We start from the raw sequence: 17,313 nt of genomic DNA, 5'->3' as shown, positions 1-17,313 counted from the left end.
GACCCCTGAGGAGGGGTCCGGCCCACGGCCGTACGGGAAGTGCCGTCGTCGCGGGCTCAGCGCTGGGCGGCCGCCTTCTCGTACGCGCGTCCCGCGAGCGGCACCACGACCGCGAGCAGCACCACCAGCACGATCAGCGATGCGGCGATCGGGTGCTCGGCGGGCAGAGCACCCGAGGTGGCGCCCTGTTCGTTGCCGAAGAGCTGACGGCTGGCCGAGACCACCGCACTGACCGGGTTCCACTCGGCGATCGTGCGCAGCCAGCCGGGCAGGCCGTCCAGCGGCACGAACGCGTTGGAGAGGAAGGCGAGCGGCATCATGATGACCCCGGAGAGGGCGCTCACCGTCTCGACGTTGCGCAGGGTCAGCCCGATCAGGGCGCCCAGCCACGACATCGCGAAGCCCATCAGAAGGAGCAGGCCGAAACCGGCGAGGGTCTGGAGTACGCCGTTGTGGGCGCGCCAGCCGATCAGATATCCGACCAGAGCCATCATGGCGCAGGTCCAGGTGACCAGTACGGCGTCGGCTCCGGTACGGCCGATGAGCACCGAGGAACGGGCGATGGGCAGCGCGCGGAAGCGGTCCACCAGACCGTTGTTGAGGTCGTTCACCACACCGACGGCGGTGGTGGTGATGTTGGCGAGCATCACCTGGGCGAAGATGCCCGCCATGATGTATTCCTTGTAGCCGCCCTCGCCGGGCACCTGCATCGCACTGCCGAAGAGGTAGCCGAAGACCACGACGAACGCGATCGGCATGACCGTGATGCCGAGCAGTTGTTCCGGCATGCGCCGGATGTGCCGCATCTGGCGGCCCGCGAGGGCCAGGGAGTCGCTGATTGCCTCGGTCATGCCGGTTCCTTCTCCTTCGTCTGCACGGACTTCTGCGGCCCGGTCTTCTGCGGCCCGGTCTTCTGCTGGTTGACGGTGTCGGCTTCCGGTTGCGCGTCGGACGGGCCCGTCTGCCCGGTCAGCGCGAGGAACACGTCGTCGAGCGAGGAACGCCGTACGGCGAAGTCCTCCGGCTCGATGCCCAGCGCGTCCAGGCCCGCCGCCGCCGCGGAGATGGCGGCGACCCCTCCCGTGAGCGGTACGGACACGCTGCGGGTCTCCTGGTCGACGACCGGATCGACGGTCGACACGGCGGCCAGGGCGCGGGCGGTCGCAGCCAGATCGGCGGGGTCGGCCACCGTCACCTCCAGGCGCTCCCCGCCGACCTTCCGCTTGAGCTCGTCCGGGGTGCCGTCGGCGATGACCGTGCCCTTGTCGATGACGGCGAGCCGGTCGGCGAGCTGGTCCGCCTCCTCCAGATACTGGGTGGTGAGCAGCACGGTGGTGCCGTTCCTCACCTGGTCCCGGATCGTGTCCCACAGGGCGAGGCGGCTCGTGAGGTCGAGCCCGGTCGTCGGCTCGTCGAGGAAGAGGACCGGCGGCCTGGCGACGAGGCTGGCGGCGAGGTCGAGCCGGCGCCGCATACCGCCGGAGTACGTCTTCGCCATCCGGTCGCCCGCGTCGGTCAGTCCGAACTGCTCCAGCAGCTCGGCCGCCCGCGCCTTGGCCGCCCGGCGTCCGAGATGCAGCAGGACCCCGATCAGCTCGATGTTCTCCCGGCCGGTGAGCCGCTCGTCCACGGCCGCGTACTGGCCTGTCAGGCCGATGTTGCGACGGACCTCCAGCGGCTGCTTGGCGAGGTCGTACCCGGCCACGGTGGCGCGGCCCCCGTCCGGCTGGAGCAGAGTGGCCAGAATCCGTACGGTCGTGGTCTTGCCCGCACCGTTGGGGCCCAGCACCCCGAGGACCGTTCCGGCCGGGACCGTGAGGTCGATGCCCTTCAGGGCATGGTGGTCGCCGTAGCTCTTGCGGAGGCCTTCCGCTGTTATCGCCGTTTCCATGACGGCCAACTCCGTTTCGTTGCGGTGATGTCGTCGTCGCCCGGCCGTGTCAGCCGAGTTCGACGAGCCTCTGGTGAAGGACCCGGCCGATCTCCGCGGCGGGCTCCGGTTGCAGCAGGTTTCCGTGGTGCGCGTCGATCAGATGGGTCCGGACCTCGCCCGTCACGTACGGGCGCCAGCAGTCGGCCGAGGTAGCCGCCTTGCCCGCCGGGTCGTCGGTGCCGACCGTGGACACGAACATCAGCAGGTCGCCGTCGAAGCTCCGCGGCCGGTAATCGGCGCTGAGCCGGTGGTTGTTGATGCCGACCTGCATGAAGGCGGTGATGTGGCGTTCCTCCAGGCTGCCGAGCGCGCTGTCCCTGCCCCGGATGGTCTCCATCACCCATGCGTGGTCGAGCGGCCCTTCCGGCAGGTCGGCGAGGTCGTGCCCGACGAAGTCGAGGAGGGTCTCCAGGACGTCCCGCTCGGTGGGGAGGGTGTAGTCCTCGTCCTCCCAGGACGCGTCGTACGGGGTCTGGTCGAGGTTGGCGAGCAGGGCGACCTTCTCCCCCGCCTCGACGAGGAGGGTGGCGACCTCGTGTGCCACCAGACCGCCGAAGGACCAGCCGACGAGGTGGTACGGCCCCGACGGCTGGACCGCGCGGATCTGTGCCACGTAGTCCGCCGCCATCTCCGCCACACCGGTCGCGATGGCCTCCTCGCCGTCCAGCCCGCGGGCCTGGAGCCCGTAGATCGGGACGGTCGCTGGGACGGCCCGGAGCAGCGACGAGTAGGGCCAGGAAAGCCCGCCCGCACCGTGCAGGCAGAAGAGCGGGTGCCGGGTGCCTCCGGTGCGCAGCGGCAGCATCACTTCGAAGCCGTCACCATCGGAGTCGGAGGCGAGTGCGTCCGTCAGGCGGGCAACCGTCGGTGTCTCGAAGATGCCGCGGTTGCTGAGCTTGACGCCGAGCACGCTGCGGATCCGGCTCACGAGCTGGATGGAGGTGATGCTGTCGCCGCCCAGCTCGAAGAAACTGTCATCGATGCCGACCCGCTCGACCCCCAGCACTTCGGCGAAGAGGCCGCACAGGATCTCCTCCTGTACGGAGCGGGGCCCGCGGCCGCCGGAGGGCGCCTCGGTCTCGGGTGCGGGGAGGGCTTTCCGGTCGAGCTTGCCGTTGACCGTCAACGGCAGCGCGTCCAGGACGACGAAGGCCGAGGGCACCATGTAGTCCGGGAGGCGGCCGGCGACGTCCGCCCGGACCGCATCCACGTCGGTATCGGCGTCGGCGGGGACGATGTAGGCGACCAGGCGCTTCACGCCCGGGCGGTCCTCCCGCACCACCACCGCGACCTGACCCACGTGAGGGTGCGCGCCAACGGCCGTTTCGACCTCACCCAGCTCGATACGGAAGCCCCGCACCTTGACCTGGTCGTCCGCACGCCCCAGGAACGCCAACTCACCATCAGACGTCCACCGCACCACATCACCCGTGCGATACATCCGCCCACCGGCACCGCTGAACGGGTCCGCCACGAAGCGTTCAGCGGTCAGACCCGGACGCCCCAGATACCCCCGCGCCAGACCCGCACCCGACACGTAAAGCTCACCTGCCACACCGACCGGTACCGGCCGAAGCCCAGCATCCAGCACCCGCACCCGCGTGTTCGGCACGGCGGTGCCGATCACCGGCACCCCCGAACCCGCAACCAGGGGTGCTGACGTGGTCGCCATGACCGTCGACTCCGTCGGACCATAGGCGTTGACCAGCCGGCGGCCGGGAGCCCACCGGTCCACCAGCTCCGCCGACGCCGCGTCCCCACCGACCACCAAGGACCGCAGGAACGGGTACTCACCCGCCGGAACACTCGCCAAAGCCGCCGGCGGAATCAACGCATGCGAGACCTCCAGCGACTCCAGAACCTCCGCCAGCACCTCACCCGCCAACGGACCAGCCGGACCCACCACCAACGCAGCACCCGCCGCGAACACCATCACCAGCTCCAACACCGAAGCATCGAAACTCGGCGAAGCGAACTGCAGCACACGGCTGCGACTGTCGACGGCGAACCGCTCCACCTCCGCCAGCGCGAAGCTCCCCAGACCCGCGTGGGAGACCACCACACCCTTCGGCCGGCCCGTCGAACCCGACGTGTAGATCACATACGCCGCACTCTCCGGAGCAACCACCACACCCGGACGCGAACCGTCCAACTCATCGCCCAAAACAGGCAGTTCACGCAACACAAGCGCAGGGTCCGCATCCTGCACCATGTACGCGATCCGCTCATCCGGATACTCCGGATCCACCGGCAGATACGCCGCCCCCGCCTTCAACACCGCCAACTGCGCCACCACCATCTCCGCCGACCGCGGCAACACCAACGCCACCACCGACTCCGGCCCAACCCCTTGGCCCATCAACCACCACGCCAAACGGTTCGCCCGCTCCTCCACCTCCCCGTACGACCAACCGAACCCCTCACCCACCACCGCAAGCACGTCCGGCGACCGGTCCACCACCGCCTCGAACAACCCGTGGAACGACACCGCCTCCACCACACGCCCGGAACCCGCCCACTCCCCCAGCACCCGGTCCCGCTCCACCGCACCCAGCACATCCACCGCACCGACCCGCACCCCCGGATCCGCGGCCACCGCCTCCAGCACACCCACCAAACGCCCGGCCAACCGCTCCACCGACACCCGATCGAACAGATCCACCGCGAACTCCACCGAGCCCACCAGACCCTCCACCGACTCCGCCAACGTGAACGACAGATCGAACTTCGCCGCGTCGAAGGAGAGGGCTTCGGGAGCCGCACGCAGACCCGCCAGGTCGAGGGTCGCCTCGCCGGTGTTCTGGAAGGCGAGCATCACCTGGAAAAGGGGGTGACGGGACAGGGAGCGCTCGGGATTGAGGATCTCCACCAGCCGTTCGAAGGGCACGTCCTGGTTGGCGTAGGCCGCCAGGTCCGTCTCCCGAACCCGCTCCACCAGCTCCCGGAACGTCGGATCACCCGACACATCCGAACGCAGCACCAGCGTGTTCACGAAGAACCCGACCAGGTCGTCGAGCGATTCGTCGGTGCGACCCGCGATGACGCTTCCCATCGCGATGTCCTCGCCCGCCCCGAGCCGGTTCAGCAGCACCGACAGCGCGGCCTGGACCACCATGAACAGGCTTCCGTGGGACTCTCCGGCCAGCTGTTGCAGGCGTTCGTGCGTCTCGCGGGGGACCTGGAATTCCACGGTGTCGCCGCGGTAGCTCATCTCCGGCGGGCGCGGCCGGTCCACCGGCAGCGGCAGTTCTTCCGGAAGCTCCGCCAACTGGCCACGCCAGTAGTCCACCTGGCGCGACAGCTCGCTCACCGGATCGCCCTCGTCGCCCAGCACCTCACGCTGCCACAACGTGTAATCCGCATACTGCACCGGCAACGGAGCCCACACCGGCTCCGCACCCCCCACCAACGCGCCGTATGCAGACGACAAATCACTCGCCAGCGGGGCCAACGACCAGCCATCACCCGCGATGTGATGTAGCACCAGCAACAACACATGCTCGTCCGGCGCCACTGTGAACAAGTGCGCCCGCACCGGGATCTCCCGGTCCAGCTCGAACCCCCGCGCCGCCGCCGCGCTCAAGGCCTCCGGCGTGAAGGGCGCCGTCTCCAGCACCGGGCGGGCCTCCTCGGGGGCGAGGACCAGCTGGCGGGGGCGGCCCTCGGTGTCGGGGAAGACGGTGCGCAGGCTCTCGTGCCGGGCCACGACCGCGGCGAGGGCGCCCGTCAGCGCGTCCGTGTCCAGCGGGCCGGTGAGCCGGACCGCCATCGGCATGTTGTAGGTGCCGCTGGGGCCCTCGAAGCGGTTGAGGAACCACATACGGCGCTGCGCGTGCGACAGCGGAACCTCCTCCGGGCGCTCCCGGACCGTCAGTGGCGCGCGCGCCTGTCCCGCATCGCCCAGACGCTCCGCCAGCGCCGCCACCGTCGGCGCCTCGAACAGGGCCCGTACCGACAGCTCCGCGCCCAGGGACGAGCGGACGTGGCTGACCACCCGGGTCGCGAGCAGGGAGTGGCCACCCAGGTCGAAGAAACCGTCGTCGATGGAGACCGTCTCCAGCCCGAGGACCTGGGCGAAGACTCCGCACAGGGTCTTCTCCTGGGCCGTACGCGGTGCGCGTCCGCCGATGCCGGCGCGCGGCGCGGGGGCGGGCAGTGCCTTGCGGTCCAGCTTGCCGTTGACCGTGACCGGAAGCCGGTCCAGGGCGACGAACGCGGCAGGGACCATGTAGTCGGGCAGCCGCTCGCCGAGGGCGTGGCGCAGTTCCTCGGCCTCGGGCAGCCGCCGGCCGGGCGCGGGGACCGCGTAGGCCACGAGTTCCCGGATGCCCGGCCGGTCCTCGCGGACGATCACCGCGGCCTGGGCGATGTCCTCGCGGGCCGCCAGGGCCGCTTGGATCTCGCCCAGCTCGATGCGGAAGCCCCGGATCTTGACCTGGTCGTCGACCCGGCCGAGGCAGTCGATCCGCCCGTCCCTCGTCCAGCGTGCGAGGTCGCCGGTGCGGTACATACGGGAGCCGGGCGGGCCGTAGGGGTCGGCGACGAAGCGCTCGGCGGTCAGGCCGAAGCGGCCGAGGTAACCGCGGGCGAGGCCGGCCCCGGCGATGTGCAGGTCGCCCGCCACCCCGGGCGGCACCGGGCGCAGGAACGCGTCGAGGACGTAGGCCCGGTAGTTGGACAGGGGGCGGCCCACCAGGACCCGGTCGCTCGCGTCGATCCGCTGGCCCAGCGCGTCGACCGTCGTCTCGGTCGGGCCGTAGAGGTTGTAGGTGACCGGTTCGTCCAGCGGGGCGAGTTCCTCGCGCAGGGTTTCACCGAGCGCCTCGCCGCCCAGGGCCACGACCAGCGGCCGGGTCGCCGCGTCGGCGGTCAGCCCGAGGTCGTGGAGCTCCTGGAAATGGGCGGGGGTGGTGTCGAAGTGGTCGATGCCGCCGACCCGCCGCACCATGTCGAGCAGGGCCGTGGCGTCATGACGTGTCTCGTCGTCGACGAGGTGCAGCTCGTGTCCGGCGAGCATCCACAGCAGCGGGTCGAACGCGGCGTCGAAGGAGAACGAAGCGGCGAGCGCGGCCCGCAGCGGGCGGCTGTTCCCGGCCGCTTCTATCTGCGGGGCGTAGAGCCGGCCGAAGTGGTCGTGGAAGAGGTTCACGATGCTGCGGTGCTCGACGGTGACGCCCTTGGGGCGGCCGGTGGAGCCGGAGGTGTAGATGATGTACGCCGCGTTGCCGGGGCGCAGCGGGCCGCCGCGTTCGTCGTCGGTGAGGTCATGGGCGGGCAGTTCGGCAAGGGCCGGGCCGTGTGTCCGGGCCGGGTCGTCGAGGACCGCGGCGGGCCGGGCGTCCTCGATCATGTGGGCGATGCGGTCCTCGGGGTAGGCCGGGTCGACGGGGACGTACACCGCGCCCGCCTTCATCACGGCGAGCAGGGCCACGATGTGCTCCGGGCCGCGGGGCAGGCGTACGGCCACCGGCTGCTCGGTGCGCACGCCGGTCGCGAGAAGGTGGCGGGCCAGCCGGTTCGCCCGGGCGTTGAGCCGGGCGAAGGTCAGCCGCTGGTCCTGGAAGACCAGGGCGGTGGCGTCCGGGGTGCGGGCGGCCTGCTCCTCGAACAGGCCGGGCAGGGTGGACTGCGGTACGTCGAGGCCGGTGTCGTTCCAGTCGACGAGGATGCGGTGGCGCTCCTGTCGGGTGAGCACCTCCGCCTCGGAGAGTCTGCGGTCCGGTACGGCGACCAGCTCGCCGGCCACCCGTACCAGCCGGTCCGCCAGGGCGGCGACGGTCTCGCGGTCGAAGAGGTCCGTGGCGAACTCGATACCGCCGGCGATGCCGGCGGGCGCGCCCGCCTCGTCGAACCGCTCCTCCAGGACGACGGAGAGGTCGAAGTTGGAGGTGCTGAGGCCGACGGCCTCGCCGGTGGCGTGCAGTCCGTCGAGGTCGAGGTCGACGGCCGCGTTGTTCTGGAAGGACAGCAGGACCTGGAAGAGCGGGTGGCGGGCCAGGGAGCGCTCGGGGTTGAGCATCTCCACGAGCCGTTCGAAGGGCACGTCCTGGTTCGCGTAGGCCGCCAGGTCCGTCTCCCGAACCCGCTCCACCAGCTCCCGGAACGTCGGATCACCCGACACATCCGTACGCAGCACCAGCGTGTTCACGAAGAACCCGACCAGATCGTCCAACGCCCCGTCCGTACGGCCCGCGATCACCGTCCCCACCGGAACGTCCTCACCCGCACCCAGCCGATGCAGAACAGCCGCCAGCACCGCCTGCGCCACCATGAACACACTCGCACCGGAGTGACGGGCGAACCCGCCTATCGCGCGGTGCACTTCGGCCGGGATCTCCAGCTCCACGGTGTCGCCCCGGTAGCTCATCTCCGGGGGGCGGGGCCGGTCGGTGGGGAGACGGAGTTCCTCGGGGACGCCCTGGAGGGTGGTGCGCCAGAAGTCCGCCTGGCGCGCGAGTTCGCTGCCCTGCTCGCTCTCGTCGCCGAGCACCTCGCGCTGCCACAGGGTGTAGTCGGCGTACTGCACGGGAAGCGGCTGCCAGGAGGGCTCGCGGTCCGAGCACCGGGCCCGGTAGGCCTCACTCAGGTCACGGGCGAGCGGGGCCATCGACCAGCCGTCCGCGGCGATGTGGTGGACGACGATCAGCAGCACGTACTCGTTGCCGTCGAGCGCGAACAGCCGGGCATGCACGGGGGTTTCGCAGGTGAGGTCGAAGTCGCGGCCCGCGGTGGCGGCGACGGCGGCCGCCAGCTCGTGCTCGGCGACCCCGATGACGGGGAGAGCGGGCACCGCCTCGTCCGTGTCGAGGACGACCTGGTGGGGCCGCCCGTCCGTCTCCGGGAACACCGTGCGCAGGCTCTCGTGGCGGCCGATCACATCGGCGATCGCGGCCCGCAGCGCCCCGACCCGGAGCTCGCCCCGGAGGCGTACGGCCAGCGGCAGGTTGTAGTTGCCTCCGGCGTCCTCGAACCGGTTGAGGAACCAGAGCCGCTGCTGCGCGGGCGACAACGGGACCAGGTCGGGGCGCGGTCCGGCGGTGAGCGGCCGGCGGGCCCGGTCGGCGGTGGCGAGCCGTTCGGCGAGCCGGGCCACCGTGGGGGCGTCGAACAGGACGCGTACGGGGATCTCGACGTCGAACGCCGTGCGCACCTGGCTCACCAGACGGGTGGCGAGGAGCGAGTGGCCGCCGAGGTCGAAGAAGCCGTCGTCGATGGAGACGCTCTCCAGGCCCAGGACGGCGGCGAAGAGTGCGCAGAGCTTCGCCTCACGGGCGGTGCGGGGCGCGCGCCCCGCCTCGTCGGCCCCCTCGGGCGCGGGCAGCGCCCGCCGGTCCAGCTTCCGGTTCGCCGTCAGCGGCAGCTTGTCGAGCGGTACGAAGGCGGACGGCACCATGTAGTCGGGCAGGGCGTCGGCCAGATGGGTGCGGAGCTCCTCCGTCGCGGGGAGCGTCCGTCCGGAGGCGGCCACCGGGTAGGCGACGACGGTCCGGATGCCGGGCCGGTCCTCGCGGGCGACGACGGCGGCCTGTCCGACCGCGGGGTGCGCGGTGAGCACCGCCTCGATCTCGCCGAGCTCGATACGGAAACCGCGGATCTTCACCTGGTGGTCGCTGCGGCCCAGGTAGTCCAGTTCGCCGTCCTCGGTCCACCGCACCACGTCCCCGGTGCGGTACATGCGTGTGCCGGACGGCCCGTAGGGGTCCGCGACGAACCGTTCCCCGGTCAGGCCCGGCCGGTTCAGATAGCCGCGGGCCGTGCACGCCCCGGCGAGGTACAGCTCGCCCGGCACCCCGGGGGCGACGGGGCGCAGCGCGCCGTCCAGGACGTAGGCGCGGGTGTTGCGCACGGGACGGCCGATCGTCGGCCGGGACGGCCAGTCGTCCGGGTTCGCGGGGAGGGTGGCCGCGGTGACGACATGGGTCTCCGTGGGGCCGTAGTGGTTGTGCAGGCGGCGCCCGGTGCCGTGGTGGAATTCCCGGATCTGCTTGCTGAGCACGAGTGCTTCGCCGGCCTGGGCCAGATGGGCGAGGGCGGGCAGTTCGCGGCCCTGGCCGATGGCTTCCTCGCACAACGCGTCGATGACCAGGTTGGGCGCGTACACCTCGGTGACGGCGCGCTCGTCGAGCCACCGCACGAAGGCGGCGGGGTCGCGGCGGATCTCCTCGTCGGGGATGACGAGGGTGCGCCCGGAGAGGGTGGTGGAGAGGATCTCCTGCGCCGAGACGTCGAAGCTGATGGCCGTGAACTGGGCGGTGCGCGCCCCGGGTTCGGCCGGTAGGGCGTCCTCGTGCCAGCCGATGAGATTGGCGAGCGGGGCCCCGGGCATGACGACGCCCTTGGGGCGGCCGGTCGAGCCGGAGGTGTAGATGACGTACGCCGGGGAGAGCGGGGTCAGGGGTGCGGTCCGGTCGCCGTCGTCGAGGTCGGTGTCCCTCGACGCGGCGAGGTCCCGGACGGTGTCCTGGGCGTCGCACACCAGGTGAGCGGGGCCGGCGCCCCCGGCTGCGGCGGTGATCCGGTCCGCGGTGGCCGTGTCCGTGAGGACGAGGACGGGCTGTGCGTCGTCCAGCATGTGGGCGACCCGGTCGGCCGGGAGCGCCGGGTCGACGGGAAGGTAGGCGGCCCCGGCCTTGAGAACCGCCCACAGGGCGACGACCAGTCCGGTGGACCTGCTCAGGGCGAGGGCGACGGTGCGCTCGGGCCCCACGCCGCGGGTGACCAGCAGCCGGGCCAGCCGGTTGGCGCGGGCGTCGAGTTCGGCGTAGGTGAGGGTGGTCCCGCCGTGCTCGACGGCGACGGCGTCCGGGTGGCGGTCGACGGCGCGCCGCAGGAGGGCGGGCAGCGTCTCGGTCGGCTCCGGGTGCGCCGTGTCGTTCCACCGGTCGAGGACCAGGGAGCGTTCCTCGGCGGTGAGCAGGTCCCACCGGGCGACGGGGGTGTCCTCCGCCCCCTCGAAGCTGTCCAGCAGCCGGATGAGGGCTTCTCCCACGGCGACGGCGGCGTCCGTGTCGAGCACGTCGGGGCGGTGGCTCAGCTCCACGGAGAGGGTCGTTCCCGCGTGGACCATCAGGCTGAGCGGGTAGTGGGTGCCCTCGTGGCTCTGTCCGTCGACCACGCCGAGGCCTCCGGCCGCACGGCGCAGGCCCTCGGTGTCCACCGGGTAGTTCTCGAAGACCAGCAGGGTGTCGAACAGTTCGCCGCTGACCGGGGTGAGGCGCTGGATGTCGGCGAGGCCCAGGTACTGGTGGTCCATGAGCCCGGCCTGCTGGTCCTGGAGCCGCTCCAGGAGTGCGCCGAGCGTCTCGGCGGGGTCGAGCGTCACCCGCACCGGCAGGGTGTTGATGAACAGCCCCACCATCGACTCGACGCCCGGGACCTGCGGCGGGCGGCCGGAGACCGTACCGCCGAAGACGACGTCCTGCCGGCCCGTGAGGTGGCCGAGGACCATCGCCCACGCCGCCTGGACGACGGTGTTGACGGTGACGCCGCGCTCCCTGGCCCAGCGGGCCAGGGCCTCGGTGCGGTCCTGCGGCAGTTCGACCCGTGCGCGGGCGGGCGCGACCGGTTCTCGGGCCGGGTCCGGTGCGGTGAGCAGCGTCGGCTCCTCCAGCCCGTCCAGCACCTGCTGCCAGGCCTTCTCGGCCGCGGTGCGGTCCTGGGCCGCCACCCAGCCGAGGAACTCGCGGTAGGGGCTGGCGGGCGGCAGCGACGACTCGTCGGCGCCCTTGCTGAACAGGCCGTACAGCGTGAACAGTTCGCCGAGCAGCAGCGCCCTCGACCAGCCGTCGAGCACGATGTGGTGAGCGGTCAGGACGAACCGGTGACGGCCGTCGCCGAGGCCGATCAGGGTGAAGCGGATCAGCGGCGGCCGGGCGAGGTCGAAGCGCCGGGCCCGGTCCTCGGCGACGAGCAGGTCGGCCTCGGCGAGGCGGTCGGCGGGCGTCGGCCCGAACAGTTCGACGGAGTTCCAGGCGGGGGTGAGCTCGGCGGGGATGAGCTGTACCGGCTCGCCGTTCTTCCGGTGGCGGAAGGCGGCCCGCAGTCCGGAGTGACGGCGCAGCACCGCGGCGCAGGCCGCGTGCAGTGCCGTGGTGTCCAGTTCGCCTTCGAGGTCGAGGACGAACTGCATCGTGTAGACGTCCGGTCCCGCCGTGTCGTACTGGGCGTGGAAGAGCAGGCCGTGCTGGAGCGGGGAGAGCGGAAGGATGCCCTCAAGCCGCGGCTTCGACGTGGTCATTTCTCTATCTCCGCTCAGAACCCGAGGTCGTCTTCGAATGCGTCGATCTCGTCCTGGTCGAGATCGAGGAGGGGCGCCACGACGGCTGCCGTCCGCGGTGGCGCGGAGGGGGTCTGCCGGGCACCGGGGTCGGCCGCGTGGGCGACCAGGGCGCGCAGGGCCAGGAACCAGGCGTCGGCGAGCGCCGCCACCTCGTCCTCGGTGAACAGGTCGCCGGGCCAGGACCAGGAGGCCGTCAGGCGGGGCCCGTCCGGCCGGTCCTGGGTCAGCGCGTTCAACTCCAGGGCGTGGGCGGCGGGCATCGCGTCGTCGCTGCCGCCCAGTCCGCCGTCGCCGGTGTCCTCACCGTCGCCCGCGGCGAAACGGCCGAGGTAGTTGAAGCCGATCTGCGGGGTCGGCAGGGCGGCCAGCACCGGCGCCGTCTCGTCGTTGAGATGGCGCAGCAGGCCGTATCCGGCCCCGTTGTCGGGCAGGGCGGCGAGTTGCCGGGAGACCCGTTCCAGGGCCCGGCCGACGGCGGGCCCGCCGGTCCGGACCGCTTCCCGGTCCGCCTCCGGCAGCGCGGGATCGAGCCGCACGGGGAAGAGGCTGGTGAACCAGCCGACCGTACGCGACACGTCCGCGTCCGGGACGATCCCGGCGAGCAGCTCCTCCCGGCCGTGGCCTTCCAGGTCGAACAGCACCCCGCCGGCGTGCGGGCGGCCCCGGTCACGGTTCCATTCGGTCACCGCGAGCGCGAAGGCGGTGAGCAGCACGTCGTTGACGCCGGTGCCGAAAGCGGTGGGGACGGTGGTCAGCAGCGGTCCGGTGACGTCGGCCGGGAGCGCCACCGCGAGCTGGCGCACGGTGCCCGCCACGTCCCGGGACGGGTCCAGGGCCCGGGTGCCGAGCGGAGGTTCCGCCGGTCCGGCCAGCATGTCGGTCCACACGGGGAGTTCGGCGGTCCGCTCCGGTGCCGAGGCGGCCACGACGAGACCCCGGGCCCATTGGCGGAACGACGTCCACACGGGTTCCAGGGCGGGTTCCCGGCCCGCGGTGACGGCCTCGTAGGCGGCCATCAGGTCGGGCATCAGGATGCGCCAGGAGACCCCGTCGACCACGAGGTGATGGACGATCAGGAGCAGTCGGCCGAGCGCGTCCGGCCCGGCGTCGAACCAGACGGCCTGCACCATGAGCCCGCGGCCGGGGCTCAGCCGCCGCTGCGCGGCGCGGCCCTCCGCGTCCACCGTCCCTGCCAGCCGCTTCTCGTCCAGTCCGGCGACGTCGACCCGGTGGATCACGTCGGACGCCTTCAGGGCTCCCGGGGCGGGTATCCGCAGGGCCCAGTCGTCGCCGGCCCTGACCAGTTCGGCGCGTAGCGCGTCATGGTGGTCGAGCACCGCCTGTACGGTCGCGGTGAGCTGCTCCAGGGTGAGATCGCCCGGGACCGGGGACACCACCGACTGGTTGAACCCGTCGACCGCGCCGCCGAGTTCGCGCAGCCAGCGGATGATCGGCGTGCCGGGGGCGGTCCCGAGGGCCGGGTCGTCCCCTTCGGGCTCGGCAAGGATCCGGGTCTCGGCGCTCGCGGGCAGCGCGGCGGCGAGCGCGGCCGGGGTCCGGTGCTGGAAGACCTCGCGGGGGGTGAGCACCAGACCCGCCTGCCGGGCGCGGCTCACCAGCTGGATCGAGGAGATGCTGTCGCCGCCGAGGGTGAAGAAGCTGTCCTCGGGGCCCGCCTCCGAAAGCCCCAGGACCTCGGCGAACAGCGCGCACAGCAGTTCCTCGCGGGGACCTTCGGCCGCCCGGCCCGCCGGGCCCGCGCCGAGGTCCGGCGCGGGAAGGGCCTTCCGGTCGAGCTTCCCGTTGGTGTTCAGCGGCAGTTCGTCGAGGGCGACGAAGGCGCCCGGGACCATGTAGTCGGGCAGTTCGGCGGCCGCGTACGCCCGCAGCCCGGCGGCGTCGGCCGGTTCACCCGCGGCCACCGTGTAGGCGACGAGCAGCTTGGTGCCGGGCCGGTCCTCGCGGACCACCACGGCGACCCGGGAGACCCGGTCGTGGCGGGCCAGCACCGACTCGATCTCGCCGAGCTCGATACGGAAGCCGCGGACCTTCACCTGGAAGTCCGTACGGCCCAGATACTCCAGTTCGCCCGTGTCGCCCCAGCGGACCAGGTCCCCGGTGCGGTACATCCGGGTGCCGGGTGCGCCGTGCGGGTCGGCGACGAACCGCTCGGCGCTCAGCCCGGGCCGGCCGAGGTAGCCGCGGGCCAGTCCGGCGCCCGCGAGATAGAGCTCGCCGGGCACGCCCGGGGCGACGGGGCGCAGGGCGCCGTCGAGGACGTAGGCGCGGGTGCTGCGGATCGGCCGGCCGATCGGCGGTGCGGTGGCGGCACCGTCCAGGACGGCGGTCGTCGACCAGATGGTCGTCTCCGTCGGTCCGTACACGTTGACCGCCGGGCCCGCCGCGGCCAGGGCCCGGGCCAGACCGCCCGGCACGGCCTCGCCGCCGACCAGCATGCGCAGCCCGTCCAGGACACCGGGCGTATGGGCCAGCAGCGTCTGCCAGAGCGAGGGCGTGGCCTGCATCACGGTGCACCCGTGCTCGGTACGGAGACGGGCGAGCGCATCGGGGTCCAGGACCTCGTCCTTGCCCGCGATCACCACTCCGGCTCCGGCGAGCAGCGGGAGGTAGAGCTCCAGGGCCGCGATGTCGAACGAGACGGTGGTGACGGCGAGCAGCCGGTCCGTGCCGTCCATCGGAACCCGTACGGACATGTCGGCGAGGAAGTTGTCCAGCGCGTCCCGGGAGATCACCACGCCCTTGGGGCGGCCGGTGGACCCGGAGGTGTAGATCGCGTACGCCGGGTTGCGGCCCTCGGCCGGACGGATGCGCGGCGCGGCCCCGGCCGGTGCGGTTCGCGCCTCGTCGAGCAGCAGCAGCGGGGTGTCGCCGGTGGGCAGCGCGGCGGCGATCGCCGAGCTGGTGAGCAGGAGGGACGGGCGGGCGTCGTCGATGACGTAGCCCAGCCGTTCGGCCGGGTGCTCGGGGTCGAGCGGCACATAGGCCGCACCGGACTTGAGAACCGCCAGAAGAGCGACCAGCAGTCCCGTCGACCGGGGCAGCGCGACGGCGACGTACTTCTCGGGACCGGCGCCGTTGCGGACGAGTTCGTCCGCGAGGGTGTCGGACCTGGCGTCCAGCTCGGCGTAGGTGAGGTGTTCGGCGCCGGAGACGGCCGCGAGGGCGTCGGGAGCGGATGCCGCCCTCGCGGCGAACCGGCTCAGCAGCGTGGGGGCGGTCTCCGTCTCGACCGTGCCGGACCACTCGTCCAGCACCCTCCGCTCCTGGTCGGGGGCGAGTAGCCGCAGGCGGCCCACGGGCTGTTCCGCGTGCTCGGCCGCCTCGCCGAGCAGCCGCAACAGGCACGCGGCGAGCGCGTCGATCCGGTCCTGGTCGAGCAGGTCGGGACGGTGGGCGAGGTCCAGGCCGAGCGACCGTCCGACGCCGACGGTCAGGCTGAGCGGGTAGTGGGTGCTCTCGTGGTTGTCGCCGCCGACGATGCCGAGCCCGCCCGCGGAGCGACGCAGTTCAGCCGCGTCGAGCGGGTAGTTCTCGAACACGACGAGGGTGTCGAAGAGTTCGCCGAGTCCCGCGGTCTGCTGGATGTCGGTGAGGCCGAGGTGCTGGTGGTCCATGAGGCCGGCCTGCTGCTCCTGGAGCCGCTCCAGAAGTGCGCCGAGCGTCTCAGCAGGGTCGAGGGCGACCCGTACGGGCAGGGTGTTGATGAACAACCCGACCATGGACTCGATACCCGGGACCTGCGGCGGGCGGCCGGAGACCGTCCCCCCGAACACCACGTCCTCACGGCCCGTCAGCTGGCCCACCACCATCGCCCACGCCGCCTGGACGACGGTGTTGACGGTGACGCCCCGGGCGCGCGCCCAGCGGGCGAGCGCGGCGGTCCGGTCCTCGGACAGCTCCCGCCGGGTTCGAACGACGGGGACCGCCGGGCGGGACGGGTCGGGGGCGGCGAGCAGGGTCGGCTCGTCGAGCCCGTCGAGAGCCCGGCGCCAGGCGGCCACCGCGGCCGTACGGTCCTGGCCCGCCACCCACGCGAGGTAGTCGCGGTACGCGGTGACCTGGGGCAGCGCCGTACCGTCGCCCCGGTTGCCGTACAGCGTGAACAGCTCGCCGAGGAAGACCGGCATGGACCAGCCGTCGAGCAGCAGATGGTGGTGGCTGATGAGCAGCCGGTGCCGGTCGTCCGCCGTGGTGAGCAGGGTGAACCGCATCAGCGGCGGTGCGGTGAGGTCGAACCGCGCGGTCCGGTCCTCGGCCGTGAGCCGTTCGGCGGCCGCGACGCGTTCCGTCTCCGGGAGCGCGGTGAGATCCCGCTCGCGCCAGGGGAGTTCGGTGTGGTCCGGGATGACCTGGACGGGCGTGTCCAGCCCTTCGTGCCGGAACGCGGCCCGCAGACCGGCGTGCCGGGCCAGCAGCGTCTGCGCCGCCGCCCGCAACGCGACCCGGTCCACCACACCCTCGATGTCCAGGGCGAGCTGGACCGTGTACACATCCTCGGCCTGCTCGTCATACACCGCGTGGAAGAACAGCCCCTGCTGGAGCGGAGACAGCGGCAGCACATCCGCCAGCCGCCCGTACTCCTCCTCCAGCCCGTCGATCTGCCCCTGCGACACCGACACCAACGGACGCAGATCGGACGGCGTCAGACCACCCACACCCGGACCCGCAACCACCACATGGTCGACGAGCGCCCGCAGAGCGGCGAACCACGCCTCCGCCAGCGCACGCACCTCATCGTCCGAGAACAGCTCCGCCGGCCACGACCAGTCCGCCACCAGACGCGGACCATCGGCTTCGTCGAGCGTCACGGCGTTCACTTCGAGGGCGTGGGCCACCCGGCCCTTCGGGTCGTGGCCGTCGCCGAGGTCCGCGTCCGAGCACAGCGACCAGTCGGCGGCCTCCCCGCCCGAACCGCCGGCCGCACCGAAACGGCCCAGATAGTTGAACCCGATCTGCGGGGACGGAAGTTGAGAGAGCACATCCGCCGTGTCCGGGTTGACGTACCGCAGCAGTCCGTAGCCGATCCCGTTGTCCGGCAGAGCACGCAGCTGCTCCTTCACCGCCTTCAGCCCACGGCCCG

At 72.2% G+C, this 17,313-nt stretch carries 4 protein-coding genes; all 4 read right to left on the bottom strand.

What is annotated here, in order from left to right:
• Window positions 1-56: 56 nt before the first annotated feature.
• Genes ACFWM7_RS23355 through ACFWM7_RS23340 form a run of 4 tightly spaced genes read right to left on the bottom strand, consistent with a single transcriptional unit; the run spans window position 57 to window position 17,293 of the window.
• On the bottom strand, window positions 57-851 hold the full coding sequence (locus tag ACFWM7_RS23355) for an ABC transporter permease (RefSeq protein ID WP_383263466.1): 795 nt from the start codon (window positions 849-851) through the stop codon (window positions 57-59).
• Window positions 848-1,891 (bottom strand): ATP-binding cassette domain-containing protein, encoded by a 1,044-nt coding sequence (locus ACFWM7_RS23350; protein WP_383263465.1) that lies wholly within the window; start codon window positions 1,889-1,891, stop codon window positions 848-850. The genes ACFWM7_RS23355 and ACFWM7_RS23350 overlap by 4 nt, the downstream gene beginning before the upstream one ends.
• Window positions 1,892-1,940: 49 nt before the next feature.
• Window positions 1,941-12,170, bottom strand: a complete 10,230-nt coding sequence (locus ACFWM7_RS23345; protein ID WP_383263463.1) for an amino acid adenylation domain-containing protein — start codon at window positions 12,168-12,170, stop codon at window positions 1,941-1,943.
• A 14-nt stretch (window positions 12,171-12,184) separates the two neighbouring features.
• Window positions 12,185-17,293, bottom strand: a complete 5,109-nt coding sequence (locus tag ACFWM7_RS23340) for an amino acid adenylation domain-containing protein (RefSeq protein ID WP_383263461.1) — start codon at window positions 17,291-17,293, stop codon at window positions 12,185-12,187.
• Between the last annotated feature and the right edge of the window lie 20 nt (window positions 17,294-17,313).

Origin of the sequence: Streptomyces sp. NPDC058375, from assembly GCF_042723425.1 — a bacterium.
Lineage (GTDB): Bacteria > Actinomycetota > Actinomycetes > Streptomycetales > Streptomycetaceae > Streptomyces > Streptomyces durocortorensis.
This window is presented reverse-complemented; position numbering and strand designations above follow the sequence as displayed.

What these genes read in the sequence shown, in the direction of transcription:
- ACFWM7_RS23355 (WP_383263466.1), bottom strand. Translation starts at nt 851, where the DNA reads ATGACCGAGGCAATCAGCGACTCCCTGGCCCTCGCGGGCCGCCAGATG.
- ACFWM7_RS23345 (WP_383263463.1), bottom strand. Translation starts at nt 12,170, where the DNA reads ATGACCACGTCGAAGCCGCGGCTTGAGGGCATCCTTCCGCTCTCCCCG.
- ACFWM7_RS23350 (WP_383263465.1), bottom strand. Translation starts at nt 1,891, where the DNA reads ATGGAAACGGCGATAACAGCGGAAGGCCTCCGCAAGAGCTACGGCGAC.